Source organism: Paenibacillus puldeungensis, assembly GCF_042678945.1.
Lineage (GTDB): Bacteria > Bacillota > Bacilli > Paenibacillales > Paenibacillaceae > Fontibacillus > Fontibacillus puldeungensis.
On sequence record NZ_JBHTLM010000006.1, the window covers coordinates 19,377 to 44,233 of the forward strand.

27 protein-coding genes are annotated in these 24,857 nt (G+C 41.2%); 5 read left to right on the top strand and 22 right to left on the bottom strand.

The genetic code is table 11. The annotated features are described in order from the left end of the window. Positions 1 to 274 precede the first annotated feature (274 nt). Positions 275 to 1,792, bottom strand: coding sequence for a response regulator (locus ACFQ3W_RS10015; RefSeq protein ID WP_379319090.1), 1,518 nt, complete (start codon positions 1,790 to 1,792; stop codon positions 275 to 277). Positions 1,793 to 1,813: 21 nt separating this feature from the next. After that, a complete protein-coding gene (locus ACFQ3W_RS10020) occupies positions 1,814 to 3,580 on the bottom strand; it encodes a cache domain-containing sensor histidine kinase (RefSeq protein ID WP_379319091.1) in 1,767 nt (588 codons plus the stop codon). A gap of 162 nt (positions 3,581 to 3,742) precedes the next feature. Between ACFQ3W_RS10020 and ACFQ3W_RS10025 the strand changes: the two genes are divergently transcribed. From ACFQ3W_RS10025 to ACFQ3W_RS10035, 3 genes are all read left to right on the top strand, one after another. After that, positions 3,743 to 5,074 (top strand): ABC transporter substrate-binding protein, encoded by a 1,332-nt coding sequence (locus ACFQ3W_RS10025; RefSeq protein ID WP_379319092.1) that lies wholly within the window; start codon positions 3,743 to 3,745, stop codon positions 5,072 to 5,074. A 71-nt stretch (positions 5,075 to 5,145) separates the two neighbouring features. After that, positions 5,146 to 6,018 carry a carbohydrate ABC transporter permease gene (locus ACFQ3W_RS10030; protein ID WP_379319093.1) on the top strand — a complete coding sequence of 291 codons (873 nt, stop codon included), beginning with the start codon at positions 5,146 to 5,148 and terminating at the stop codon, positions 6,016 to 6,018. Continuing rightward, positions 6,018 to 6,848: a carbohydrate ABC transporter permease gene (locus ACFQ3W_RS10035; RefSeq protein ID WP_379319094.1), complete on the top strand. Its 831-nt coding sequence runs from the start codon at positions 6,018 to 6,020 to the stop codon at positions 6,846 to 6,848. Before ACFQ3W_RS10030 ends, ACFQ3W_RS10035 begins: the two co-directional genes overlap by 1 nt. 905 nt (positions 6,849 to 7,753) lie before the next feature. Here ACFQ3W_RS10035 and gpmA read toward each other — a convergent pair. The 4 genes from gpmA to ACFQ3W_RS10055 form a co-directional block, all read right to left on the bottom strand. After that, positions 7,754 to 8,488, bottom strand: coding sequence for a 2,3-diphosphoglycerate-dependent phosphoglycerate mutase (gene gpmA, locus ACFQ3W_RS10040; RefSeq protein ID WP_379319095.1), 735 nt, complete (start codon positions 8,486 to 8,488; stop codon positions 7,754 to 7,756). Positions 8,489 to 8,816: 328 nt separating this feature from the next. Next, the gene (locus tag ACFQ3W_RS10045; RefSeq protein WP_379319096.1) at positions 8,817 to 9,671 is read right to left on the bottom strand and encodes an MBL fold metallo-hydrolase; all 855 of its coding nucleotides are present in this window, start codon (positions 9,669 to 9,671) and stop codon (positions 8,817 to 8,819) included. 163 nt (positions 9,672 to 9,834) lie between these two features. Further along, the gene (locus ACFQ3W_RS10050) at positions 9,835 to 10,812 is read right to left on the bottom strand and encodes a phosphotransferase enzyme family protein (RefSeq protein WP_379319097.1); all 978 of its coding nucleotides are present in this window, start codon (positions 10,810 to 10,812) and stop codon (positions 9,835 to 9,837) included. A 152-nt stretch (positions 10,813 to 10,964) separates the two neighbouring features. Continuing rightward, a complete protein-coding gene (locus ACFQ3W_RS10055) occupies positions 10,965 to 11,333 on the bottom strand; it encodes a hypothetical protein (protein WP_379319098.1) in 369 nt (122 codons plus the stop codon). A gap of 289 nt (positions 11,334 to 11,622) precedes the next feature. Between ACFQ3W_RS10055 and ACFQ3W_RS10060 the strand changes: the two genes are divergently transcribed. Beyond that, positions 11,623 to 12,618, top strand: coding sequence for a phosphotransferase (locus ACFQ3W_RS10060; protein WP_379319099.1), 996 nt, complete (start codon positions 11,623 to 11,625; stop codon positions 12,616 to 12,618). Positions 12,619 to 12,890: 272 nt separating this feature from the next. Here ACFQ3W_RS10060 and ACFQ3W_RS10065 read toward each other — a convergent pair whose 3' ends face one another. The 4 genes from ACFQ3W_RS10065 to ACFQ3W_RS10080 all read right to left on the bottom strand — a co-directional run bounded on the left by ACFQ3W_RS10065 (position 12,891) and on the right by ACFQ3W_RS10080 (position 15,743). Continuing rightward, positions 12,891 to 13,472: a DJ-1/PfpI family protein gene (locus ACFQ3W_RS10065; RefSeq protein ID WP_379319100.1), complete on the bottom strand. Its 582-nt coding sequence runs from the start codon at positions 13,470 to 13,472 to the stop codon at positions 12,891 to 12,893. Between the two features lie 54 nt (positions 13,473 to 13,526). Further along, on the bottom strand, positions 13,527 to 14,021 hold the full coding sequence (locus tag ACFQ3W_RS10070) for a hypothetical protein (protein WP_379319101.1): 495 nt from the start codon (positions 14,019 to 14,021) through the stop codon (positions 13,527 to 13,529). Between the two features lie 24 nt (positions 14,022 to 14,045). Beyond that, entirely contained in the window at positions 14,046 to 14,498 is a 453-nt protein-coding gene (locus ACFQ3W_RS10075; protein ID WP_379319328.1) for a GNAT family N-acetyltransferase, read from the bottom strand. Between the two features lie 852 nt (positions 14,499 to 15,350). Then, complete coding sequence (locus tag ACFQ3W_RS10080; protein WP_379319102.1) at positions 15,351 to 15,743, bottom strand: RidA family protein; 393 nt, start codon at positions 15,741 to 15,743, stop codon at positions 15,351 to 15,353. A gap of 106 nt (positions 15,744 to 15,849) precedes the next feature. On the opposite strand from ACFQ3W_RS10080, the gene ACFQ3W_RS10085 reads away from it, so the two are divergent. Then, positions 15,850 to 16,191 (top strand): winged helix-turn-helix transcriptional regulator, encoded by a 342-nt coding sequence (locus tag ACFQ3W_RS10085; RefSeq protein WP_379319103.1) that lies wholly within the window; start codon positions 15,850 to 15,852, stop codon positions 16,189 to 16,191. 1 nt (position 16,192) lies between these two features. On the opposite strand, the gene ACFQ3W_RS10090 is transcribed toward ACFQ3W_RS10085, so the two are convergent. The 12 genes from ACFQ3W_RS10090 to ACFQ3W_RS10145 all read right to left on the bottom strand — a co-directional run bounded on the left by ACFQ3W_RS10090 (position 16,193) and on the right by ACFQ3W_RS10145 (position 24,807). Further along, positions 16,193 to 16,528: a DUF3024 domain-containing protein gene (locus tag ACFQ3W_RS10090; protein ID WP_379319104.1), complete on the bottom strand. Its 336-nt coding sequence runs from the start codon at positions 16,526 to 16,528 to the stop codon at positions 16,193 to 16,195. A gap of 35 nt (positions 16,529 to 16,563) precedes the next feature. Further along, entirely contained in the window at positions 16,564 to 17,634 is a 1,071-nt protein-coding gene (locus ACFQ3W_RS10095; protein WP_379319105.1) for a CHAP domain-containing protein, read from the bottom strand. 27 nt (positions 17,635 to 17,661) lie between these two features. Continuing rightward, positions 17,662 to 18,198: a GNAT family N-acetyltransferase gene (locus ACFQ3W_RS10100; protein WP_379319106.1), complete on the bottom strand. Its 537-nt coding sequence runs from the start codon at positions 18,196 to 18,198 to the stop codon at positions 17,662 to 17,664. A gap of 147 nt (positions 18,199 to 18,345) precedes the next feature. After that, positions 18,346 to 18,723 (bottom strand): GNAT family N-acetyltransferase, encoded by a 378-nt coding sequence (locus ACFQ3W_RS10105; RefSeq protein ID WP_379319107.1) that lies wholly within the window; start codon positions 18,721 to 18,723, stop codon positions 18,346 to 18,348. A gap of 14 nt (positions 18,724 to 18,737) precedes the next feature. Further along, positions 18,738 to 19,091 (bottom strand): hypothetical protein, encoded by a 354-nt coding sequence (locus ACFQ3W_RS10110; protein ID WP_379319108.1) that lies wholly within the window; start codon positions 19,089 to 19,091, stop codon positions 18,738 to 18,740. Between the two features lie 254 nt (positions 19,092 to 19,345). Next, positions 19,346 to 19,717 (bottom strand): hypothetical protein, encoded by a 372-nt coding sequence (locus ACFQ3W_RS10115; RefSeq protein WP_379319109.1) that lies wholly within the window; start codon positions 19,715 to 19,717, stop codon positions 19,346 to 19,348. Between the two features lie 28 nt (positions 19,718 to 19,745). After that, positions 19,746 to 20,588, bottom strand: coding sequence for a class I SAM-dependent methyltransferase (locus ACFQ3W_RS10120; protein ID WP_379319110.1), 843 nt, complete (start codon positions 20,586 to 20,588; stop codon positions 19,746 to 19,748). A gap of 139 nt (positions 20,589 to 20,727) precedes the next feature. After that, complete coding sequence (locus ACFQ3W_RS10125; protein WP_379319111.1) at positions 20,728 to 21,615, bottom strand: aminoglycoside phosphotransferase family protein; 888 nt, start codon at positions 21,613 to 21,615, stop codon at positions 20,728 to 20,730. Positions 21,616 to 22,020: 405 nt separating this feature from the next. Beyond that, entirely contained in the window at positions 22,021 to 22,689 is a 669-nt protein-coding gene (locus tag ACFQ3W_RS10130; RefSeq protein WP_379319112.1) for a GNAT family N-acetyltransferase, read from the bottom strand. After that, positions 22,689 to 22,883, bottom strand: a complete 195-nt coding sequence (locus tag ACFQ3W_RS10135) for a hypothetical protein (protein ID WP_379319113.1) — start codon at positions 22,881 to 22,883, stop codon at positions 22,689 to 22,691. Before ACFQ3W_RS10135 ends, ACFQ3W_RS10130 begins: the two co-directional genes overlap by 1 nt. A gap of 173 nt (positions 22,884 to 23,056) precedes the next feature. Further along, positions 23,057 to 23,671: a hypothetical protein gene (locus ACFQ3W_RS10140; RefSeq protein WP_379319114.1), complete on the bottom strand. Its 615-nt coding sequence runs from the start codon at positions 23,669 to 23,671 to the stop codon at positions 23,057 to 23,059. A gap of 242 nt (positions 23,672 to 23,913) precedes the next feature. Then, the gene (locus ACFQ3W_RS10145; RefSeq protein WP_379319115.1) at positions 23,914 to 24,807 is read right to left on the bottom strand and encodes a class I SAM-dependent methyltransferase; all 894 of its coding nucleotides are present in this window, start codon (positions 24,805 to 24,807) and stop codon (positions 23,914 to 23,916) included. Positions 24,808 to 24,857 lie beyond the last annotated feature (50 nt).

Below are 24,857 nucleotides of genomic sequence, written 5' to 3' on the forward strand. Positions count from 1 at the left end.
GGTCTATTGAAGGAAAACCATGCCATTAACGTGTCTCAAGTTCGTTAAAATTTGATAAAGCCGCTTTTTCCCAAAATAGCGCTTATTGGGTTCGTTATGCCAAAAATAAATTAGCAAGCGAGTTGCCGCTTTGGCGCCAAGTTGGTTCATGTACAATTCCGCTGCTTCACCCTCTTGCATCAATATACGGTAAGCGTAAATCTGACTTAAGGACAAAAAACAAGCCGACCCACTCGGACCGGCTTACCATTTTTTTGCTGACGCCATATTTATTTTATTCTAATTTGCCAACCAACTTCTCCTTGTACTCCGTAGGACTATAACCCGTGTATTCCTTGAACACCTTGGAGAAATAATGCTGGTCACTGAACGAAAGCAGGTCGGACAGCTCCTTGAATTTCATGTCCGGACGTTCCTCCAGAAGACGACAGGCCTCTTTGATTTTCAGCTCAGTGTAATACTGCACAAAGGTGGTCTGCGTATATTTTTTGATGACCCGGCTGATATAGGATGGACTGACGTGAAACTTAAGAGCGATATCATTAATGGACAGCGCGGCATACATATTCATCTTGACGTACTCGTCCATCTTCTCGAACAGCTCCTGCCCGCTGGTGCGGCTGTGAGTCTGCAATATATCGAAGCATTGTCTCGTCCATTCCACAAGCTCCCGGCAAAAATCTGCATAGCTATTTTCCTCAAACAATTGCTTCGCTTTAAGCTCAAGTCCAAGCCGGATTTCGGCCCCGCGCTCTTCACATAAACGAGCAAACGTGTCCACCAGCAGGCCGAGAAATCGTTCCACTTCCGCAACCCGAACGTGTTCCTCCGCCCATTTCACCATCTGCTCGGTCAGCTTGAGCGCAAACTGCTCCTTCCGCTGTTCCCGGATCATTTGAACAAAGGCCGTCAACGTTGTCGGTTCCATAAGGTTCTCAACGATCCCCGCCTGAGAGGCAGATGTTCCGGTATCGATGACAAAGCCTTGTGTTATACGCTGTTGCTCCGATAGCATTCCCGATGCTCGGTAGTAAAGCTCCGGCAAACGCCCGGATTCCGAGGATAGCAGTTGCCCTCCGATGATCGCATCCATGCCATGGCCCACTAAATGCCTCCGCACGGATTCTAGACACTCATAAATAGAAGAATACATACCCGCTGCCGCCCTATTCACAAAAACGATATACTCCTGCGGGATTTGCGCCGGGAAGACCCAACATTCATGCGGAGCAAATATCTGCTTTAGGAGGTACTCCATTTTCTCTCTTTTCCATTCATCTTTCCCTGGGGAAAAAGGCTGTCTTCGTGCAATCAACATGACTTTTGCGAAATGAGTGAATTCCTGATTCAGCTTGATTTCCGCATAATAACTCGGCTCGACAATTTCCTTCAACAGATCCCTATCATTTACTATCCGTTGATTCAGTTGACCGATCGCCCGCTCCATGACTTCCTCCAGCGCCTTTCGTTCCACGGGCTTCAGCAAGTAATCGAACACCTGCAAATTCAAGGCTTTGCGCGTATATTCAAAATCACTGTAGCCGCTGATTAGCACTACTTTTAACTGCGGATTTCTCAATTTGGCCTGTTCAATCAACGTCAAGCCATCCATTTTGGGCATCCGGATATCGGTGAGCAGCAGATGCACTGACTCCCGCTGAATCTTTTCCAGCGCTTCTTCCCCGTTCGCCGCCGTAGCCACGATGCGAAGCGGAAGCTCCATCGTGCTTAACAGCGTTTTGATATTGCGAAGAATCGGCTTGCTGTCCTCAACGATCATGACGTTATACATCACCCGTCCCCCCTTTTTGGTTTAGTAGAAATTTTTGGTGAGTGAGCCGATGATTTGCACGGTTGCGCCTTTTCCATCATCCGTATAATTATTGAATATGTTAAAGAAAAGCCGGTTGGTATACATCAATTTAAGTCGATTCACGCTATTGACGATCCCCATATTGCCAAGGGATGTGCCGTTTTTTTGAAACTCGTTCGTTCCTGCTCCGGATGCCTGAATATTGCCAAGAATTTCGCGAATTTTTTCCTCTGGAAAACCATCCCCGTTATCCTTGATTTCAAGCGCCCATAAACCGTTATATTGCTTGACTGTAATTTGGATGCGCCATGGGGGATCCGTATTCGTAAACGCATGCTCGATGCAGTTTTCTACAAAGGGTTGAATAACCAGCCTAGGCAGCTGGATTTGATGTGATAACTCATCAGCATCGATCTCCCATTCCAAATCATCCTCGTATTTTTGCTGTACCAGCGACAAGTAATGTCTCGTATGTTCCAGTTCTTCGGCCAAGGTTACATGCGCATAGGGCGATGAGACGATATAGCGTAAGCTGTCCGAAAGATGCTTGCACATGTCGGAAACGACTTCGTTTTTCCCCTCCTGAGCCGCAATGCTGATCAAATAAAGAACATTATGAATAAAGTGAGGAGCAATTTGAGCCTGGAGCGCCGAATTCCGTGCCTTGACTTCTTCATGCAGCGCCGCTTTTTCCCGCTCGATGGACTCCTGAAGCCGCTTCATCAGCTCCTGAAATGCTTCATTCAGCAGCAGCAAATCATTATTTTTAGGCCGATGATCCACTTTGACATTCAGATTGCTATAGTTGATGCGCCAAATCTCACTGCGAAGCTTCCGAATCGGCAGCAGCAAATTGCGCGTAGAAATGAAAATATAAACAAAGGAAACCAGCATTAACGAGGTAATCAGCAGAATAGAAATATTTTGGACGGTGTGGACCGAACCCAGCACAGATTCCTTAGGCGTAATGATATACGTGATCCACCCGGTGTTTTCCGATTTGGAATAAGCCACGTAGTTGTTATGTTTATCGGTAAAAACCCCGTTATCGGACAACTCAGGCATAGGCAGCTTTACATCTGCGGCACCAGACCCCGAGTTGGTCATCTCATGGCCCTCATTGTCAAAAATGTAAACCTCTCCAGCCGAAATCCCTTCCGTCAGCTTTTGGATATAGGCCTGGTCCATTTGAATACAAAGATACCCGTACATTTTGCCGTTCTGGTTATTGATCGTTCGAAGAAAAGAAATCGTATCACCCTGGCGAATTAGAACAAAGCCACCCCCCGTCCACTTTTTCCCGATATCACTGTTCTCAAGCAAAGTCTGTAAGGAAGCCGGAGTCGGGCCCGAGCCAAGATAAGAGGCCAAAAGTGCACCTTTTTTATCATAAATAATCATATACTTTATGTTCATGCTAGGGCCTATCGCCTGAAACATAATATCTTTCAGCTTTCGGATTTGATTGAGTTTTTCATATTGTATTTTCGTAGAGTAACTCTTGTCCAAAATATCAAATAGATCCCTGCTGGATATGATGCGCTGTGACAGCTGGTTTTGATTGTTGATATAAGTTTCAACCTGTTCGCTCACCTTTTGGGCAGTCAGCAGCGTATCTTGCACCGTTTTTTCCTTAATCGGCTTGATGACGACCACATTGACGAAAACGATAAAGCAGGCTAACACAAAGAGAAGCAGGGCTAAAAATGTCAAAAATACTTTCGTTTGCAGACTAAATTGAAGCTTCCCTTGCCAGCGTCTCAGCATGCTAACTGACGCCTCCTATTCTGCCCGGACTATTTGATAGCGATTACAAGTTCAGAAATTTACACACAAACTGTCAAGCACAGACATGTAACTCGATTTTAATACAAACTATAATCAAGTTGTAAACGGATTCAACATTCATTTTAGTTGGGGGGATATGCTTTGAACAGTACTAAAATAAAAAAAGTGACCGCTCTGGTGTTAGCCGGCTTGCTGTCCGTTTCACTCACCGCTTGTGGATCTGGGTCTGGAGGCTCCAACTCTAGCTCAGGAACAAACAACTCTTCTGCCAAAGAAAAAGATGGCAAAAAGGTGACCATTGAATTAGCGATTTCGAAAAGTTCGCAGGATTCCGCTTTTATTCAGCAAGACTTTCTGGATCAATTTGAGAAGCAAACGAACATTCACGTCAATTTGCAGCTGATTCCGGCCGAACAAACGACAACCGTCCTGCAAACCAAACTGGCCGTCGATGAAACGCCGGATATCATCCAATACAACTTGGCCAGCGCCACTACGGACCTCAATCTGGAACGCAATTTTGAAATTTTGGATAATGAGCCTTGGGCCAGCAGAATTGTAAACAAGGATGTGCTTTCGGCATACGGCCATCTTTACAGCTTCCATGTCAGTCAGGACACAGGTATGCAAGGGGTTGTGTACAACAAACAAATCTTTAAAGATCTCGGCTTGTCCATTCCGAAAAACTTCGACGAATTTTTAGCCGTTTGCGAAAAAATTAAAGCCAGCGGGGTTACACCGGTATTTATGCCTTTTAAAGATAATTGGGCCGCTAACATCTGGCCTGCTGCCGCTTTTGCCGATTTTGTTTCCAAAAATGACCCGAACTTCTTCACTGACTTAAACAGCAACAAGAAGAAATGGTCGGATATCCCGGAATTTCAAACCTTCCTGGAGCAACAGTACGAAGTGTATAAAAAAGGCTACACCAATGCCGACGTACTCAGCGACAGTTATGACATGGCGGTCGGGAAGTTCCTGAACAAGGAAGTCGCCATGATGTTTATGGGTGACTGGTTGATTGAAGGGGTAGCTCAGAAGGACCCTAAAATGGAGCTTGGGGTTTTCCCCATTCCGTCCTCCCAAGATGCGAAACTCGGAGCAAGCCCGCTCGGCGGACAGCTGTTCGTTCCGAAAAAAGCGAAGCATTTGAATGAGGCTAAAGAGTTCCTGAATTTTATGGCTTCCAAGGAAATAGCTCAGAAAATCGTCGATAGCAAAGGCTACATTTCCAACCTCAGCGATGTAAAAACGCCTAAGCTTCCGGCCTACAAACAGGAAATCGTGGACAATTATGTGACGCCGAAGAAGACCGTGCTGACAACCGATGCGTATATGCTCGTTGACCGCAGCGAGCTGTACAGACTGCTGCAGGATGAATTTGCAGGCGGCTTGACGCCAGCCGAGGTATTGAAATCCTGGGATGAGAAGTTCAGCCAATTGATGAAGGATAAAGAAGTGCCCGGTTTTTAAGGAGAGTAATAAACAGGCAGCATCATTCCTCCGGGGTTGGTGCTGCCCCAGGCTATAATGGGGTGTGAGATATGAAAACGACAAAAAACTTGTACTCGTATTATTTGGTTTTACCGGCACTGCTCATCTATTCCCTCTTTTTCGTCGTCCCTGCTTTTGCAGGCTTTTACTATTCATTTACCGATTGGCGGATGGACCGACTAGATATTCATTTTGTTGGCTGGGATAACTTCACCAAAATTTTCTCCGACAAAACGCTCTCTCTGGCTCTCAAAAATACAGTGTATTTCGCTGTCGCTACGGTAATCGGCAAAAATGTCATCGGCATCCTGCTGGCTGTCGCTCTGAACATGAAACTGAAAACGAAAAACCTGCTGCGCGCCATTTTCTATTCGCCTTCCATTCTGAGCATCCTGGTCATCAGCATTTTGTTTACGCCACTGCTGCGGACCGAAGGTACGATCAATAAATTGTTTGAGGCGATCGGACTACATGGTTTAAGCCAGGCTTGGCTGACCAATCCTTCGCTGGTCATTTGGACGATTGCTATCGTCTCCATCTGGCAAAGCGCCGGCTTCCAAATGGCCATCTATTTGGCCGGACTCCAGTCCATATCGCCGGAATACTACGAAGCGGCCAAAATTGACGGAGCAAGCTCCTGGAAGAGCTTCTACAAAATTACGCTGCCTCTCCTCCTGCCGGCGATCAATATTAACCTGATGTTGACGCTCATAGGCGGCCTTAAAGTATTTTCGGAGGTCTATGTTATGACCGGTGGGGGTCCAGGCAATGCATCACAGGTTGTCGGGACGATCATTATGCGCGCATTCGGTGAAGGCAACTGGGGACTCGGTACCGCAGTCAACACGCTTCTGTTCGTCGTCGTCACCATAATCGCGATTCCACTGCTGATGTATATGCGGCGTAAGGAGGTCACCGAATAATGGGATACACGCGCAAGCTCGCGATACGCAACTATATTGTCGAAGGAATTCTGCTTCTGGCCTCTTTGATCGTTATATTACCTGTGCTCATTATGATTTTGGGTTCATTCAAAACAAGCGCCGAAGTACTCAGCTTTTCCTTGAAGCTGCCCAAGGTATGGCAGTTCTCCAACTATGTGCGAGTATTTGAGGAGGGCGGATTGTCCAGAGCATTCCTGAACAGCGTGATGATTACCGTCATATCTTCTCTTATTAACATCGTCGCCTCTTCGGCCGCCGCTTTCATTCTGGCGCGTCGCGAGACTAAAGTCGCGGGGGCGTTGTACATGTATTTTTTCCTAGGATTGATTGTTCCGATGTCAACCATTACGACGATCCGAGTCGTTCAGTGGATGGGGTTCTATGGCAGCATTCCGAGCGTCATTCTGATTTATGCTTCGCTCAATACGGCATTTAGCGTATTTCTCTACAGCGGCTTCATCAAAACGATCCCGAAAGCACTCGATGAGGTAGCCTTTTTGGAAGGAGCGAATGTATTCAGCGTCTTTGTCCGCATCGTCACTCCGCTCATTCTGCCTGTAAACGTGACGGTCGCCATCATGGTATTCATGTCCGTGTGGAACGATATCACGATTCCGGTCTACTTCCTGACCGACAGCTCCACCTGGACGATGCCGCTTTCGATCTACAACTTTTACGGCAAGTACAGCCGAGACTGGAATTTGATTTTCGCCAACCTCGTGCTGACATCACTACCTGTATTCATCCTTTATTTATTCGGTCAAAAATACATCGTCAGCGGTCTTACCGCCGGTGCGGTGAAAGGCTAAGCATCGAGCAATAACCAAAAAGCAACCCAACCTTTAGATGCTCCCATCTTAGGTTGGGTTGCTTGTTACTAGTATGAATTCGCTCAGTGTATGTATTCGCTCCTTGTTACTATTCAGATAATCGCTTATCAAGCATCGCGATCACAAACCTCTAACGAACTGTATAAGCGTTATTTGGCCCAATATGCTCTCCTGGTGATTCTAACGAATCCAGTTAACGCTATTTCACCTATTTTGCAGCCAAATGGTGCTAAAACGTACAAATAACGTGTCTCTGGTTCGTTGAATTTTCAAAATGCCGTTTTTTCTCCAAATAGCGCTTACTGGGTTCGTTAGCTGGGTGAACGCAGCTTCGGAGTAACATATCCTAATATCCTATTACCAACGGTTGTCTTTGCTTGCCTCTAACGAACTGTATAAGCGCTATTTGGCCCAATATGCTCTCCTGGTGATTCTAACGAATCCAGTTAACGCTATTTCACCTTTTTTGCAGCAGAATGGCACCAAAACGTACAAATAACGTGTCTCAGGTTCGTTAAATTTTCAAAATGCCGTTTTTTCTCCAAATAGCGCTTACTGGGTTCGTTAGGTTTACGTCCTGCATTGATCACCCATCATTTGCTGGTTCATAATGCTTTAATTGCGATAGAGAGGATCCCTTTGCTTTACCTTCCGGCGTCAACCTATGGTTAAACTGTAGTACACGGTTATGAGCAAAATATACATACAATCACAATAACAGCCGTTATGATCCCTACAAATCGCTTTTTCTTGTTCATTTGTAATTATCATTCCTTGCAAATCATTTTCTTAACTTTTACATCCCGGTTGTATTCACAAAAACGCCCCAGCCAAGAATGCTCATCATCTTTAGGCTGAGGCGTTTGCTGTCTCGATCTTTATTCTTATTTAATGCTGCCAGGTATAACCTCTTCAGGAACTTCGCCTTGCATATCTAGGTAATAATGTCTGATGACCTTCAAATCATCATCTAATTCATAAACCAGTGGAACGCCGGTCGGAATATTCAAACTCACGATACCGTCCGCCGGTACATGGTCTAAATATTTAACCAGGGCTCTTAAGGAGTTACCGTGTGCGGAAATAATAACCTTCTTGTTTTCGTTAATAACCGGTACAATGGAGTCTTTCCAATATTCGATGACGCGTTTCTCTGTATCCTCCAGGTTTTCAGACAACGGGATATCCGTTTTATTCAATTCACTATACTTAGGATTATTGGCATCATATCTACTGTCCGTTGGATCAAGTTCCGGTGGTCTTACAGTTGCGGATCTTCTCCATAGATGGACCTGCTCATCACCATATTTTTGAGCTGTTTCAGCTTTGTTCAAGCCTTGAAGCGCCCCGTAGTGGCGCTCATTCAACTTCCACGATTTAGTTACGGGGATCCACAATAAATCCATTTCATCAAGGATGATATTTAAAGTTTTGATAGCCCTCTTCAGTACAGAAGTAAAGGCATAATCAAAAACATAGCCGTTTTTCTTTAAAATAATCCCTGCATTCCTTGCCTCTTCTAAACCAGCATCTGATAAGTCCACATCGGTCCAACCTGTAAATCGATTCTCCAGATTCCAGGCACTTTGACCGTGACGAATAAGTACTAATTTCTTCATAGCTATTCTCCTCTCTGCTAGAAGCACTTATCATTGTTGTTCCTGGGATGCATCGTGAACGTGATATCCCTGAAACTGGCCCAGTCTTACATAGTTTGTGCTTTAGGCTGAGTCATTTGTATCTGAGCTTCTTCCATGATTATACATCTGACTACCGAGGAGTGATAGTCCCGCTGTGCAGATACGCTGATGTTTGCAGCGGCTACAAATTTGAAATTATTCTGATTTCACAAAACACCCCAGCCTAGATAGCTCACTATCCTAGACTGGGGCATTTGTTTTCAGAGCCTTCTTCCTATGTTAGCGACCCTCTACATTTCACGATCAGCTAAGCTTTTTGTGAGTTCAAAATCTGGTCGTTAACGAATGCTTTAATAAAGAACAACTCATTTTCATTAGGGGACCTATCATTGTCTTTTGTAAAACACTCTATGGCTTCCTCTAATGATGTGGTTTCCGTAGCTTCACTTGCCAACTTGAGCTCTTTCCAAAACGTATTCATCTCATCTAAGTCACAAATAGATTCATGACCGAGTAGAAAATAGCCAGCATCAAATTTCTGGATATCTTCAATCATTGGTAATAGATGAGACTTTTTGTAATGGAATAATGAATTACGGGTTGTTCCATAAACGCTGTCCCCTAGAAAAATGACCTTTTCATCAGGAACATAAACAATCGTGGAATCATCCGTATGCGTACTCCGTATTTGTTCAAGAACACAGGCCTTATTCCCCAAGTCAAGAGTAAGCGACTTTTCAAAAATGATATCTGGAGAGTGTAATTGAAATGCTTCTCTCTCAGGTATTTCATTCTTAATGATCTCTACACACTGTGCACTCATCTTTTTGGAATTTACATATTCTTTGAGAGAACGATCATCATAAGAATAACCCCGCCAAGCTTGTAACAGCTGATTCGTTAGCGGATTCACAATGACCACAGCATCAAACTCGTTCATCCCTAAAAAATGATCCCAATGCGCATGAGTGATAACCAAATACTTAACTGGTGGTACATTTAAACTCTCTATTTCTTGTAAAAAATCCTTAGCGTGTTGAAGTGAATTTCCAGCATCGATGACCAGACTGTACTTATCGCCACAAACCAACCCTAATGTCGGTCTTTCCTTATCATTTTGGTTAGATAAATAATATATAGATTCACTTAATTTATTTAGCATGTCACTTCTCCTCAATAAGTATTTTCAGAGATTCAGAGAAATCTACATGCCTATTTTGGGTTCGCATATAGATATTCTCATTATAGTTTTTTTACCAATGGAAACACCTTCTCTCTTATAGTGGTAACCCTCTATATTGGTAATCTACTTCTTAGGCATCCAACTAACAGGTATAAAATATCCGTTCATTGTTAAGAAACGGGCGACAATAATTTCTACACAGCTTTGGCATCCGATCGCGCATCCAATCGTGTACCGAAGTATTCCCCATTTGGAAAGCATAGTAACCTATGATAGCGACTATCATGAAGCCCTCCATAAGAACGATATCGTATTCGGTCACTTGCCCCCGCTCACGCCCGTAATATCCTTCAAGAAAGGTGTCCCGTAGTTCTGCAGGAACCATCATTGCCCCCATAGCTACGTCCAGCAAATAATAGCCCGTTCCGAAAAAACCGTAATCAATGATCGCAATGCCCCCATCGTCCGTAATCAAAGTGTTGCCCATGCTTATATCACCATGAATCAGGCCGAATCCATTGTTCCCTGTTCCCTCAAGCCGGGAGTTAATAAGGTTGATTGTTGACGTGATGGTGTCTATGTCGGAAGCCTGAAATAAACCAAGCTCCAGCCCTCTTTGGATCGTACCAACCATTTTTGTATTGTAAGCAATGTCCTGTCTCGGACGCTTATCCAGTTGACCTTTCGGATAAAGGTGAAAGAATGCATGCAGTTCGGACAAATGGCGTCCTAGCGCCAACACCCGCTCCGGATCTGCAACATCGTCCTTGTTTAGGTCTCTCCCTTCTAGCCAAGTTAGCATCGTTGCATTAAGCTTTTTCCCTTCATGTTCGAGCATCGTAACGAGCTGCCCATCTAAGCTGCGCAAGGGTTTCTGGGAGGTCAGGATCGTCTGGCGTGACAACTCTTCTAACATATCCATTTCAATGAGAAGACCTTCATACGTGTGCTGCATGCCGGTCATGCTCTCTTTGTACGGCTGGTGAATACGCAGTAAGTATGAAGCGCCGCCGCAGTCATTTACACGATACGTTCTGTTCTCGTTATGCCTAAGAAACTGGATAGATGGATCGATCATGCCGTATTTACTTAATAATAGTTGAAGCTCTTTATTCGTCATTAGACTCCTCCCAAGAGACGGTAGCCCTGCACTATGAAACGGTGATATAGATGTAATGTTCCCTCTGCAAATGTAAACTCCTTTAATCTATATTTATCATATACTCTTATCTTAAGCCGATTCGTTTGTTGTCTGAGTATATTTCTTATTTTTCACATCTGACAGCCATATTCCGCCAACCATCCTTCAAGTTTTTCTTTTATTACTTTTCGATCTTTTGTAGAAATGCTCTTAAACACGTTCCATTCACCATCAACAACCTCTAATGTATAATGTCCATCAATACTTGAGTCCGGATACCAACCTAGATCAAATAACAAGCGATTTTCTCTATCAGGAACATACCAAGCACCATTTTTGATTCCAATTTTAACGATTTGAAGTAAGTCCTCCGTAAAATATCCCCAATTTTCAATAAAGTCGCTGTCTGCCTGTGAAATTGGATCAACATCATAGAACTTATTGTATGTCACTGCATATCCAGTTGGTATTCTAAGTTGCATTAATGTCAATAAACTCACCTACTATATAAATTGAGTGCTTAACTGTCTATTAAACTCCAAATAATTACTAACACGATCACAATTAATAATTGTATGATTGGATTAGCCATTATATTAGCAATGATAATACCAGGGTAGAGTATTAGTGGAAAACCTCCCAGAACAAACAAGTGTCATAAACCTTACAATAAAGTGAATTAGAGGTGCTGACAAGTGTCTCTTTCTTTTGAAATTCAATGGAGCAATGTTACGCTTCAATCTTCGGCATCCCACTATGAAATAAACAACTTAAGGAGTCTGCAAACATATGGATACCACGAACCAAGTCTACTACCGAGCCATCCTGGCAGCTTATCCGCTGTCTCCCGTCCTGCGGATCGAAGAGCGCGACAGTGGCATGAACAATACCACCCGCTACGTTATCCTTGAGGATGGACAGGTTCAGGTTCTGCGCATTTATGAAAACCATCGCTCGACCATGAAGCTGGCTACTGAGCACGAACTGCTGCTCCTGCTGGCACGGCAGAAGCTGCCGTTTCAAACCCCTTGTCCGCTGCAAACCAGGCAGGGCGAGACCTGGACTACGGCGCCGGACGGGAAATTGGCGGCGGTGTTCGCTTACTTGCCCGGCGTGAAACCGGCTGAAGATCGCCACGACCTGTCTTACGCCTACGGACGGGCCGTAGGCCAGCTCACGTTGGCCATGGAAGGGCTGCAGCTTGAAGCCGCCCCTTCTTATCCGCCATATGATGAGTTGCTCGGCCCGGACACAGAAGAAGCGGCGGTGAGCGCCCGCCGCCTCTACAAGACAGATCCGGCTCTCTCCGCGATAGCCGAAGAGACCGAGTTTCTACTAGATGTCCTGGATTCGTTAACCAACCATGCGGAATCCATACGCCGCTTGGAACGGCAATGGATTCATGGCGACTTCTCGCACTCCAACGTCCTCGTAGAAGATGGAGAAATTCGGGCCGTCCTCGACTTCGAGTTCGTAACCCTCGACCTTAGGGCGATGGAACTTGCTGTCTGCCTAGCCGAACAGCTTTCCGCTCCCGGCGGCCTTTCTAGAAAAGTCGTGAAGGACATGCTGGCTGGCTACCACAGTGTGCGCCGATTGGAGGCAGAGGAGTTGGAACTGCTGCCCGAGCTGCTTCAGCTTCGTAAGCTGGACGTCTTCCTGCACTTCCTGAACCGTTATCAGACCGGGCTTGACCCGGCTTCAGTTCTTAAAGATCAGACGATAAAATCAGCAGCCGTATGCCGTTTTATTCATTCACAAGCCGCTTGGATCCGCAGCCTGTAAATGGGCGAAACCAATTAGTACAGATGTTGGATAGCTTACAATACTTCCGATTATCCTTATCTTTTAACTTGGGGCAGGAACTGGCACCGGATAGATTTTCATAAAAATAAACCTGGTGAGTGGACCCACCATAATCATCTGCAGCGGTAAAGCGCAAATGAAACTCCTCCACAGGTTGGTTAGATAAGCTTCAGGCAAGGGACGCATGTACTTGTTTGCTTGTTGCTTCTCTAGCAGCAGTGAATTAAATTCGCTTACTGTTAGAGGTTGGACTACACTTCTACGATTCCAACCGCTGTATATGGATAATCAATCTGCTTCTTCACGATATTCATCGCTTCTTTTCCAGCTAACAATTCAACAATGTATAAACCTAAGTCAATTGAAGTTGCTACGCCTCCTGCTGTGATAACCTTGCCATCCTTCACAATCCGTGACTTTATAACCTCTGAACAGTAAGGCTCCAGTAATTCATAAGTATTCGGATGTGTTGTCGCTTTCTTATCCTTCAAAAATCCTGCAGCCCCCCACAATAACGACCCCGTACATACCGATATTTTATATTCAACGGATTCTGCCGTTTTTACCCAATCCATAAATTCCTTGTCGTCCTTGAGCGTTCTCGTTCCCATTCCACCAGGAATATAAACAAGATCATATTCAGACAAATCCGGTTTAATCACATTTACCTTTACCCTCATACCAAGTTCATCAGTTACTTCTTCGGTCAAACCACAAATATCCCAAGTTGTTCCTTTGGTCCCATCAAATTGGTTTAAACGATCGATAACATCATAAAATCCAACGAAATCAAGAAACGTTACTCTATTAAATAAAACTAAAGCGATTTTCATTGATTTTACCCCTTTACTTGATGTTCATGAATTGAAAGCTTCAAATTGCTTAAATTAATCCTTAATTCCCAAAAGCATCCTAGATAAGGTTACTTTCTCAATGTCGTATTCACCAGCTTGGAATTTTAGATATTCATTCTTAAATCTAATGATCGGCGAATCTTCATCATCTAGCAATTCAATAGGATCCATCCAATCTTCAAACCACCTAAAACCTTCACATCGGATAAACTTCATGATCTCTTCGACACATTTCACTACTGATTCTTCAGGCGACCCGTAGGACAAATTGTATTTCCTTCGGAATCCATCACTATCAATACCGTTTAAAGCAACGGCTTCAAAGCTATCGCAATAAAATCTTGCACCAATATGAACTCTAAAAGACGGCCCGAAAGAAAACTTATGTATATGTATGAATTCTATGCGGTCCTCCTTCAGCCTGGTATAAAAGGTAGGTTTAGTCCTCTTAAAGCCGTAGGGTTTTAGGTTTTTTAGTAATTCGCTCTTAACTTGGTTTGCGTATTTCTTCTCAACAACTTTATCCATATAGTTCTCTTCCCATCATACACCCTATATCTCAAGACTTAATCTAACCATATCTCTGCATTGAATCCCATTCTCAAAAATTTCTTCACTGTAATGTCTTACAAAAAAATCTCGATCTATTCCCGTCAAACGATATCCGCATTTCTGATATAGTAAAAGTTGCCCTATACTTGAATTTCCTGTTCCTATTTCTATTGTTTTTGCACGTTCTTCTTTTGCTCTTTCAGTTGCAAAAATAACAAGCTTCGTCCCTATCCCCTTTCTCTGATAATCCTCTCGTACTGCTATGTTTACTATCTCTACCGTTTCAGGTCTTGTTTTGAGCAGCACAAAGACTCCAACGATTTCATGACTGACGGTGGCTATATAACAAGAGCCTCTTTTTAAATATTCTCTTACGATCTTCTCCGATGGGTCAGCCATAAGCAATAATTCTAGAGGCGCTTCTTCAGCGTTTTCCAATTGTCTTATTTTTATGTCCATGATTATCTCCGTTTCGATGGCAAGTTTCATACTTGCCCTTCATTAACAAACTTTGATAGGCTAAACCACTTTCATGATAGATCTCTTTACCAATCTCCAGTTCAACACTTCGATTTGATTTTGGATATGTATAATTCATTGATTTAAAATAAATATCTTGTTTTTCAACCTTGCTTTTAAAGCTTAATCCTTTCACAAATCCTTGAATACGGTGTTATCTGAGGTCAATGCATAAATCTTCTTAAAGAAATTCCTAGCCCTTTCTTCTGTATGCAATACTATAAAATCCCTCATTACCAAGACATCTTCCCAAATCATATTTATCCAAATCAATTATATCTTTTAATAACTCATTTGCCTGAATGCCCCATTCATAATCATCGAACTTTATTGGAAATTCACTATGTGGGTTTTCGGTGTGAAAATATATTGCATCTGCGGAGGCAAGGTCTGAATCAAGTATTATTTATAAGGTACCATTTAATATGACTCCTTCTATTTTTAGTACTATAGTCAGTAATTCCCTTCCAATCTAGGTGTATATGGTAAAAGTTATACCAAGACTCTTCATTAAGATTGAAAACTAAATTATCAAGTCTTCTTTGTATTTTCCTGTACTGTCTTCTTAGTCCTCTAAATTTCTTCAAAACATATCCTCACGATTTATGCATAGATATTTCTGATAACGTTTAGTATGCACAACAAACCCTAGCCTCGATATCGTTATCGTTGTAGCATACACAATGGAAAGCGACTTAAGGTCGCCCCGTCCGGTTTTGCAACAACAATCGGCACATTCTTTTAGAATTCGAACCGTCCGGGGCTGCACCTACCTGTTTAAACCAGTTAGTCCGTATATGCCACGGCGCTAATTTCGATCAGTTGCTCAGGGAATGCCAGGTTTGTCACACCGATGAGACTGCCAGCGGGCCGGTGTTGTCCCATGTATTCCTTGAACAGCCGAATGGATGGCTCAGCATGCTCTTGCCCGTTTGTCAGATACACCTCCACGTAAGCAAGGTTCGACCTTGTGACACCAAACCCTGCCAGCACGCGATCGAGATTCTCCAAAGTCTGACGTGTCTGCGCCTCGATATCTCCCTCACCAACGAATGCGCCCTCCATATCATGGGAAAATTGCCCCGAAATATAGATGGTTCCATTGACGGAGTAGCCCTGAGTGACGCAATTCCCCTCTTCCCATGCAACACCGTGATTGTAAGTTTTAACTTTTGTCATTTTATTCTCTCCTTTAGTTCAAAGTAAGGTTAGTATAAAATGAGTTTAAACATAAAAACAGTACGCACTTTATTGATAGGTACTATCAGAAAGGATAGTGTAAATTATGGGTATGTCTGAATATAAGGGTAAAATTAAAAATATCCAGGATACTCCTTTTGGCTACACATTGTCAGTTATTGGTGGTAAATGGAAAATGGTAATTATTTACCTCTTAGCAGAAAATCAACCGGTTCGCTTTAATGATCTGAAAAGACAGATAGGAGTAATTACCTATAAAATACTGAGTTCACAACTCAAGGAATTGGAAGCAGATGGTATGGTGGAACGAAAGGAGTATCCTCAAATCCCCCCAAAAGTCGAGTACAGTCTCACAGATAGAGCGAAAACGCTGTTACCCATCTTAGAAGAATTATGCGAATGGGGAGCAAAAAACCAAAATAGCTAAACTACATCCACATAAATCCATATTGTGCTTCATCAATTATTCTTAACTGTTTTTCAAAGTCTTCTATAGGTTCTATATCATCTATAAAATGCCACTTATCTTTACTGTCCATCCAGTAAACTTTCCATTTATTATCTTCTTGTCTAAACTGAGCAATCGGGAGCTCCACTCGTCGTCCAGGCATATAAGATGGTCTATCTTGTGAAAGTGTGATTGTGTTTCCCCGGAACTTATAAATTATCTTTATTTCTTCCTCAAGAAGCATAGGCATTTTTTCTTTTATGTAGTTATCAAGTATTTTTTCAAGTCTCTTTTTTGTAAAAGTATCAAAAGCCATTAATGATCCACTCCGTTAATTAATATTGTCAGCACCTAAAGAGTTGGGTTGTATATGCCATCGAAATTATAATGGTATTCATTGTCGATTCGGATATATCCAAGAATACACTGTTTCCTATTCCTGCGTAGAATGCTGGAATAGTTCTCGTTATCTCTATTGCCTTCAGCAACCAGAATTTCATGCTCATCGCACGCAAGAACAATTCCTATATGGTCGTGCGAGTGATCAGACAAGAGTTTCTCATAGATAACAATATCGCCACGTTCGGGTATATAGTTTTCCTTGCCATCTATGTGGAAAAAACCGGTTTCATGTAGTTTCGCCCATTCTAACATCGCACCTACGCCAGCTAATCGATGATTTCCATTCGGGTAACGTATTGGAAGCAGAAATCCCGCTAACATGCAGCAATGATAAACGAATGCTGCACACCAATTACCTTGGAGCGCTTTATATATGTCGGGATCGGGCCAGTACTGGCAAATTTCACGATATCGCTTGTCTCCTGGAATGCCAATAATATTTTCTCCTGCTAATTCTTCCGAAATGTCAGCCAACAATTGACGTTTATCTTTAACATTGCTGGAGATATTAATTTGAGTTGTAACCTCTCCCTCTTGGTAATCCGCTTGTATGGATAATTCGTCTAGCAAATTTGAAAGTCTTTGCCCATCCAAATGGGGTACAGCTTGATCCATGTTTTGCAAAAACTTATGAAGAACAACGGCATCTTTGATTATTTCATCATATGGGCCATGGACTTGTCCACTTTGATCCTGATAGAATATTGCCCGTAAAATTACAAGTTGTTCTTCCTTGGTGAAAATTCCCAAGTCTCTTATTATAGGTCTAACCGCCTCAGTACTATTTATTCCAGGATAATGAATGATACCGGTTTTATAATAATAAAATTGATGAAGCAAACCCGCAATTGCAGCGATTTCCGTCTCTAAACCTCTCTTCATTGCAAGCATCGAAGCAAAAGATGACACTCCATAAAGTCGGATAGAAGCTTCCTGTTTTTTATTTGAGCTATCCATACTGAATATCATTTCATTAACGACTATACGAATACTTTCTACCCTTGATTTAACAATTTCCAAGGACATCCCTGCTCTCTGTAACTGGTACTATTTCACGAAATCTGCATCGTTCTTTGTTAATACCATCTCTACCGAACTTCTACTTGTACCTGTTGGATCAATCCAGCAGTCATAGTTAGTTTTTACGATTTTAAATCCAGTTTTTAAATATAGATTTTGAGCCCTATGATTTTCAAGTAATGTATTTAAACATATACGTTCTAACCCATAAGTAGTAAATAAATGTTTAACAAATATTGTCAGCGCATCTTGTCCGTATCCTTTTCCTTGATAAGCTATTTCACATATTTTAATTCCAATATCGCAACTTTCTTTATTAAGATTATTGAAATTACATTCTCCAATCGGATTACCGTATTCATCTAATATAATAAATAATGAATTTCCCTTATCTATAACAGCCAATCGCTGCCTCAGTTCATCTATGTCCCCATGTAGTCCATCTGGGAAACCAACATGGATCATTACTCTTCCATCGGCATACCATTTACATAAAAGATCGGCATCCTCTGGATTCGCTTTTCTAAGACTGACCTTTCTTCCAGTTATATATTCAACCGACATAGTAACCTCCTGATTTCATGCTTTTTCTGCTTTACAATTATATTTCGCTGATTTCTTATATCGTTTCTTGTATTCGCAAAACGACCCAACCTTAGAAGCTCCTAAGCTAAGGCTGAGTCATTTGTGTCTGAGCTTCTTCCATGATTATTACTTATTCCAATCACTCGACAACATACTATAAGTCGCAATATTCTCATAATGATCGTACAGCCACTGCGCTTCTCTCGATATACCTTCTTTTACAAAACCAATTCGTTCTGGAATAGCTCTGCTTTTAATGTTAGTTTCTGCGCATTGAATAATTACTCGATTCAACTTAAGCTCCTTAAACAAAAAATCAAGTAATGTTTGTATCGATAAAGTAATAACCCCATTCCCTTCGTTTGACTCAGCTAAAAAATATCCTATACTTGTCTCTTTATTCTTCCAATCAATATAATGTAGTCCTATCATACCAACCAATTTTTGATTAAACCACACGCCAGCGTCAAATCCACTTTTCTCCTCATAATTATGTAACCACATCGATATAACAGAATCTAAATCTTCTGGAGACTGTCGTTATCTACCCACAGCAACCACATATTAAAGGCGAATCCAATGGTGTCCTGGAAAACGTAACTCTCCATAATTGTGATTTCATCTCGAGTTAGTCGGTCGTTCACAAAGCTCTTAAATAATTGCTCAACTTTTGTGGAGAACCATTCAGCTTCTTCTGTATCCGTGAAGGAAGTAAACTGCCTATCATAAATTCGTAAGGGATGATTTTCTTCTAACTCATGATAAAATCTATTGGAAATATACAATTCATTCAGTTTTTCACTAATGAAGCTTCCGGTAGTTGATTTACCAGACCCAGGCATTCCATCAATTAATATTAGTTTTGTGTTCATGAGTTTTCCTCATTCCTCATAATGAGAGATCAGTTTATTTTGTTAATCTAGCGCTCATTTTGTATTTTTCTATTACATATTATTTTATACTGGATTTGTATACCTTTGTATTTTGTTTTCTTCTTATTTGGTTTACCTATCCCTTCAAATACTATGAGATAATCATCTAACCATACCATATGAAAATTGATTTCTGACCTGTATACATTTTCTGGTTTATTTAATCCTTCATTTACTGATAACTGCCGGTTGGCTCAGGAACAATTAAATAGGCCAATGTCCGATCTATTGGTAACTACTACATCTTCCACAATACGAATATACGAAACCGCCCCTACTTCCTTCGTCTCTATTACCTTGTTCTTTTCAAGTAGATCAATTATCCGCTGAAGATCCTTCCAGCCTTCACGATCCCTTTTGCTTATATTAAAGGTTTCTAAAGTTACGGGAACCCAATCATCTTCAAAATTATGCTCGGCATACTGACGGACTAAAATACCTAATGCATACGGCAAATACTTTGGTACACGACCGTTAACAAATATCTTATTCGGTATTAGCAGGCTCTCTTTAATACTTGCGTTCATATGCGCGTAGAGCTTACGAGCTTTCTCGCTATTTTTCATCGAAAAATCCCTTCTCTCTTACGGGTTTTTATAATTTTCGAGATATTGCCAGCATATGTGGACTCATCCCAAGTAAACTTTCTTGTTCTTCAACCAACTCCGCAATTTTCATAAGCCGTTCCTTACTGTTTTTATCCGTCCATTTTTGTTCAAACGCAGGTACGATCCATATGGGACCTTCCACACTTAATGTTTTCTCGTACGCAAGACCAGCTTCTTCAATTTCCGCCTTCAGTTCCTCAGGCGTATGAAAGAAAGCCCGCGCAATGAAATTGGGGTATTGTTCTGGGCGTATATGCTGACCATCCGTAAGTTCACGCTGGACCATCTCCATAAAGGCGTCCTCGTCTATTAAATCGTTTTTTTGCCCGAACACCGATAGCCCCCACAACGTGGATCCAAACCTTGAGATCACCGCGACAATCAATACACCGTCCTTCTTTAATACTCTTACCGCTTCTTTCAAAGCATCGATTCGGTCATCTTTGTCAAGCAGGTGATAGAGCGGCCCCATCAGCAATACCATATCCGCGCTCTCATCAGGGCGAAAAATAGCTCTTGCATCCGCTAGTTCGATGGAGTGAATGGGAAACTCAGTATGATTTTGCAATTCAATCGCATGTTCCACCGCACGCGGCGCCAGTTCAAACATGTGGACTTCGTGCCCTAACTGTGCCAACCATCTGGCGTATTCTCCAGTTCCTCCACCGATGTCATAGATCACTTGTTTTGTATTTAACAAATATCTTGAAATAATTTCTTTTGTTCTTTCAAATTCAATTTTTCCAATGCCCCGTTTCAAGCGTTCTTTTTCCACTCCAGCGTTATAGAAATCGAATACTTCCTGCTCAACGTTTTTTATCGTTGCCATGAATTCTGCCCCTTTTCTGTTCACTTTAGGGTATTGCGTATAATGTTACCGTATTCACGAATCCTCACCGACTTTTGAGGACCACCACCAGCCTCCGCAGCGTGATTACATTGTTATCTGAAGCGGCACTATGGAACAATTATTTTTTACCATAAGGATTGATCTCTTTGGCTGTAAAAAAGTGATTTACATGCCAAGAAACATCATTACTTTCTAATCCAATTAGGGCCCATCTAATCGACGAAACATTTGCGTAAAATCTTGACCTGTCAATAAATGAGTCAATGCCTTTGTAATACTGACTAATTTTCTTAATGAATCCCTCGCCTAAAGTATCAAGAATAACACCGACATCGTGGGCTGGATCACCGAAGCCAGAAACACCGAAATCAATTATACCTATAACTTTGTTTGATTCCTCAATGATGTGGTATGGAGCTAAATCTCCATGTATTAACGTTGGAATGTACTCGAGAAAATCAGGGTTGTTAAATACTGGTCTAAATACGTTTTGAATGCACTCAATGACGTAACTCTTCATATGTGGGAATAGTTTTGCTTCAATTCTTGAATACAAGTCCATATACGAATCCCGTGTTCCATTACCAGGAAATGCGTTTATATTATTTTCTTTAATTGTACTCAACGGAATGGAATGCAACTGAGATAAAAATCGACCCAATTGTTCGGCAATCTGAAGTTGAAGGTCTTCGTGTAAATTCAAAATATTGCTTCTAAAAATCGGTCTTCCCTTTATAAAGAAATACTTAGAAACTCCTTCATCAAGGATTTCTAAATTCGGCACTGGCATGTCAACAAATTGTTTAACAATTTGAAGAACCTTATATTCGTTAAATAAAAGGGCTTTACTAAAGTCGTGCTTCGCAAAACGGAACACATCACAATCATTGATAACAACAACATCGTTGTGAAGACCGTCAGTCAAATTGGTATGAATATTATTGATTTCGATTTTTGGATTTTTTTCTTGAATATATTTTATGTATTTTGATAAATGCTCTTCCATGAGTACCTCCGTAAGCATTATAGTTTTTGCTGCTTTCAGCTAACGTTCTGGTATTCACGAAACACCCCAGCCTTAGATAACTCTTATCTTAGGCTGGGGTGTTTGTTGAATGAGCATCTTCCATGATTATACATCTGTCAACCAAGGGGCGATAGCCCTGTAGCGTGAATACGATGATAGATGCATTCGTTCCTTTTGAAATACTACTCTGGCTTTTCTTTAATCTTTTATTCAATGTCTTTCCTTTGGGTGTTTCCTTATCTTTTATATAAAATTAATTATGGTTGTTATCATTAGCACCAAAAATATCACTCCTGAATATTGCAAAAAAATAACCGAGCTGCATTGAATCAAATACTTATTTAGCATAAAAACTAAATATTATTAATGCACCGCTTAAAAAAACTAAATTGATCTTTTAACCATTCTCGCAAATCTATGGCCTGCTTGAAACCCTGCTTTCTTATAAAGTATTTCTGCATAATTACCAACAGTAACACACAATTTCACAACCTCTGTATAGGTGTTAGCAGATTCTTTAATATAATTTAGCATGAACTCTGCAATGCCTTTGTTCCTGTATTGAGGAACAACACATAATTCTCCGATTTCTGCGAATCCTAATGGCATTTTTTCGCTTATACCAGCTATACAAAGACCAACGATTTCTTGGTCCTGTTCATTTACTACATATATCGAAAGATTCCTATGTTTATACACTTGCAAAAGATACGATAGATCCTCTATTATCTTCTCATCATTGGGAACACCAAAGATCTCATAATCAATTCCTCCGCTGTATCCTTCCTTCATTACATTCTTTATTTTTGTAATATCAAAAGAATCGTCTAACAGATACAATGACAATCCATTTGGAATTGTGGATTTTTTACTTTTACCCGTAGGACAGCACATTACCTGTCGAATTACATTTACTTTAAACCCTAATGACAACAGTATATTTACATCATCTTGCAGGACTCCGTAAATATTTTTTATATCTTCGCAACAGTTTAATAATATCCTCCACATTAGTTGTCGATCTGAAAATGGAGGAATTATAAATGGAAACATTAAGTATCCGTAAGCTTTACAATCCCTCCAATTCTATCATCGTCACACATTATCCAAAAACATTGATCTGTAAACTTCGTATCATTCAAGCGAGAATTCCAGTCAAACCACATTTCAATATCAGAGCTAGAATAGATAACTTGTTGAACTGCAAATGAATTTATCTCTGCCTGCTCTAATCTATATTGTTTCATAATGTTGCACCTCACAGACTCAATTTGATTTTACGGAAGTTTCACCTAACGTTGTTGTATTCACAAAACGACCCAGCCTTAGATAGCTCTTATCCTAGGCTGGGTCGCTTGTTGCCTGGAACTTCTTCCATGATTATACATATGATAACCGAAGGGCGATAGCCCTACAGTTACTACAACAAATCATTAATTATTTTCTTATGTTTTATTGATAGGGATTTCTCTAATAGCTCCCTATCAAACCCATGTTTCTTCATAGCCGAGATTATACTTTTGGCTCTGTCTTCTCTGTTTCTTCTCAAATTAGATTCTAGTTGAATTTCTAAGGGAACAACTGGAATCCGGTAATTTGCAAATTCAACTTCTTTGAAATATTCCCAAATATACTTACCGCCCTCCCAAATCCCATCACCAGAAATGGAGTCAGGTATCCCCGCAGAATTTGATATTTGTACAACTTCCAATTGAAAAGAATCTATCTCCCACTTACCTTTGGTCCAAGTAAAACCAGACGGAAAAGATTGAGTGAAAAATGGTTCTGCTATTGAGGACATCCACTTCGGATCGTGCATGGGTAGATCTGAAGGGTTCTCCTTACTATGTTTAGCTAGGATGGTTGACAATCTCAAAACGTCATCTTGGTCCTTAGTATAAATATCAATGTCATTGGGATCCATCTCAGCACCTTGTAAAAGGGAAGCAACGGATCCAACCAAAATCCAGTCCACTTTATTGTTCGAACCATAGTACAAATCACAAAATGATTTTAATGCTTTTATTGCTAACATAAATTACTCCCCTGTTTAAGTATTCAGTGCTTTTCAAGGAATTTCGGATAACATTCTTGTATTCACGAACCCTGACTGGTTTATGGACGCTAGCCCGGGTTCGACAGAATTAGCAAGTGCAGGGTTGTCTGTTTGATTTAGCTTCTCCGAAAACCTTCTTGCTGACCAAGGGTCGTCACGCCTGCAGCGTAATACGGTGTTATGCGATGCCCCGGCTTTTTCGAATAGCTAACAAAGATGTATTAAGGTTTCCTTCCTCTAGCAATTAAAAGAATATGTATTTGGAAGTCCCATATCTTCTGATTATTCATAACCATTTCTTTGCGTTTATCAAAACGATTATTTATTAGCAATTCTAGCTCTATAGCATGCTCATACTCTTGTTCTAATTGATTTAGACCAACTACCAAGCAATCAATCGCTTGTTGGCGTTCGTATTCAACCATCAATAGTCTTTCTTCAAAAGTAATACTCGAATTATCAATTACTACTGGTAAAGCTATTGAATCAATTTCTATATCTACAAATCCAAGTTGCTCAAATAAATGCGGGAATTGCGAAGGTTCAATGGCATAAGAACCTACTCCTCTTTCCTGGTCTTTCTTTAACCATGCTTGATTTATAGGCTCCCAAAGTTCTTTCTCCCGCTCTGAAATTTGAGGAGCTGATGAAGGCAAGGATTTAATTGCTTTTTCAGGACGTGCGCTCATCACCGAAACAATTCCACCTGATTTACAAATGCGCTTCTGTTCAAGTAAGAAATCATAATTTGGAACATGTTCAATGACTGTATGTGATGTACAGGCATCAACACTGTCTGATTCAAGAGGTATATTCATGATATTTCCGTTCAAATATTCAATATTAGTAAAACCTTGTTCAAGTGCTTTGTTCTTCGCATAATCAATAAAAATATCATCTCTATCGATTCCTATTATTTTAGATTCATTCCCTAGCCACTTTGCCAGTTTACGAGTTAACGTCCCAGGCCCACAACCTAAATCCACAACAGTCATACCTGTAAGTAACCCAAGGGACTTTACGAAAAACTCCTTCCGATCATCTCTAAATCTTAATTCTCGAGACAGATCTAAAGTCTTAGGACCTTGAATCTGACTAGACCAAATTTTATTCATAATAATGGACCTCCGTAAACATGGTATAGAGTCTTTCCGGGGTTTCACAT

What these genes read in the sequence shown, in the direction of transcription:
- ACFQ3W_RS10015 (WP_379319090.1), bottom strand. Translation starts at nt 1,792, where the DNA reads ATGTATAACGTCATGATCGTTGAGGACAGCAAGCCGATTCTTCGCAAT.
- ACFQ3W_RS10020 (WP_379319091.1), bottom strand. Translation starts at nt 3,580, where the DNA reads ATGCTGAGACGCTGGCAAGGGAAGCTTCAATTTAGTCTGCAAACGAAA.
- ACFQ3W_RS10030 (WP_379319093.1), top strand. Translation starts at nt 5,146, where the DNA reads ATGAAAACGACAAAAAACTTGTACTCGTATTATTTGGTTTTACCGGCA.
- ACFQ3W_RS10035 (WP_379319094.1), top strand. Translation starts at nt 6,018, where the DNA reads ATGGGATACACGCGCAAGCTCGCGATACGCAACTATATTGTCGAAGGA.
- gpmA (WP_379319095.1), bottom strand. Translation starts at nt 8,488, where the DNA reads ATGAAGAAATTAGTACTTATTCGTCACGGTCAAAGTGCCTGGAATCTG.
- ACFQ3W_RS10045 (WP_379319096.1), bottom strand. Translation starts at nt 9,671, where the DNA reads ATGCTAAATAAATTAAGTGAATCTATATATTATTTATCTAACCAAAAT.
- ACFQ3W_RS10050 (WP_379319097.1), bottom strand. Translation starts at nt 10,812, where the DNA reads ATGACGAATAAAGAGCTTCAACTATTATTAAGTAAATACGGCATGATC.
- ACFQ3W_RS10060 (WP_379319099.1), top strand. Translation starts at nt 11,623, where the DNA reads ATGGATACCACGAACCAAGTCTACTACCGAGCCATCCTGGCAGCTTAT.
- ACFQ3W_RS10065 (WP_379319100.1), bottom strand. Translation starts at nt 13,472, where the DNA reads ATGAAAATCGCTTTAGTTTTATTTAATAGAGTAACGTTTCTTGATTTC.
- ACFQ3W_RS10070 (WP_379319101.1), bottom strand. Translation starts at nt 14,021, where the DNA reads ATGGATAAAGTTGTTGAGAAGAAATACGCAAACCAAGTTAAGAGCGAA.
- ACFQ3W_RS10080 (WP_379319102.1), bottom strand. Translation starts at nt 15,743, where the DNA reads ATGACAAAAGTTAAAACTTACAATCACGGTGTTGCATGGGAAGAGGGG.
- ACFQ3W_RS10085 (WP_379319103.1), top strand. Translation starts at nt 15,850, where the DNA reads ATGGGTATGTCTGAATATAAGGGTAAAATTAAAAATATCCAGGATACT.
- ACFQ3W_RS10090 (WP_379319104.1), bottom strand. Translation starts at nt 16,528, where the DNA reads ATGGCTTTTGATACTTTTACAAAAAAGAGACTTGAAAAAATACTTGAT.
- ACFQ3W_RS10100 (WP_379319106.1), bottom strand. Translation starts at nt 18,198, where the DNA reads ATGTCGGTTGAATATATAACTGGAAGAAAGGTCAGTCTTAGAAAAGCG.
- ACFQ3W_RS10105 (WP_379319107.1), bottom strand. Translation starts at nt 18,723, where the DNA reads ATGTGGTTACATAATTATGAGGAGAAAAGTGGATTTGACGCTGGCGTG.
- ACFQ3W_RS10110 (WP_379319108.1), bottom strand. Translation starts at nt 19,091, where the DNA reads ATGAACACAAAACTAATATTAATTGATGGAATGCCTGGGTCTGGTAAA.
- ACFQ3W_RS10115 (WP_379319109.1), bottom strand. Translation starts at nt 19,717, where the DNA reads ATGAAAAATAGCGAGAAAGCTCGTAAGCTCTACGCGCATATGAACGCA.
- ACFQ3W_RS10120 (WP_379319110.1), bottom strand. Translation starts at nt 20,588, where the DNA reads ATGGCAACGATAAAAAACGTTGAGCAGGAAGTATTCGATTTCTATAAC.
- ACFQ3W_RS10125 (WP_379319111.1), bottom strand. Translation starts at nt 21,615, where the DNA reads ATGGAAGAGCATTTATCAAAATACATAAAATATATTCAAGAAAAAAAT.
- ACFQ3W_RS10130 (WP_379319112.1), bottom strand. Translation starts at nt 22,689, where the DNA reads ATGTTTCCATTTATAATTCCTCCATTTTCAGATCGACAACTAATGTGG.
- ACFQ3W_RS10135 (WP_379319113.1), bottom strand. Translation starts at nt 22,883, where the DNA reads ATGAAACAATATAGATTAGAGCAGGCAGAGATAAATTCATTTGCAGTT.
- ACFQ3W_RS10140 (WP_379319114.1), bottom strand. Translation starts at nt 23,671, where the DNA reads ATGTTAGCAATAAAAGCATTAAAATCATTTTGTGATTTGTACTATGGT.
- ACFQ3W_RS10145 (WP_379319115.1), bottom strand. Translation starts at nt 24,807, where the DNA reads ATGAATAAAATTTGGTCTAGTCAGATTCAAGGTCCTAAGACTTTAGAT.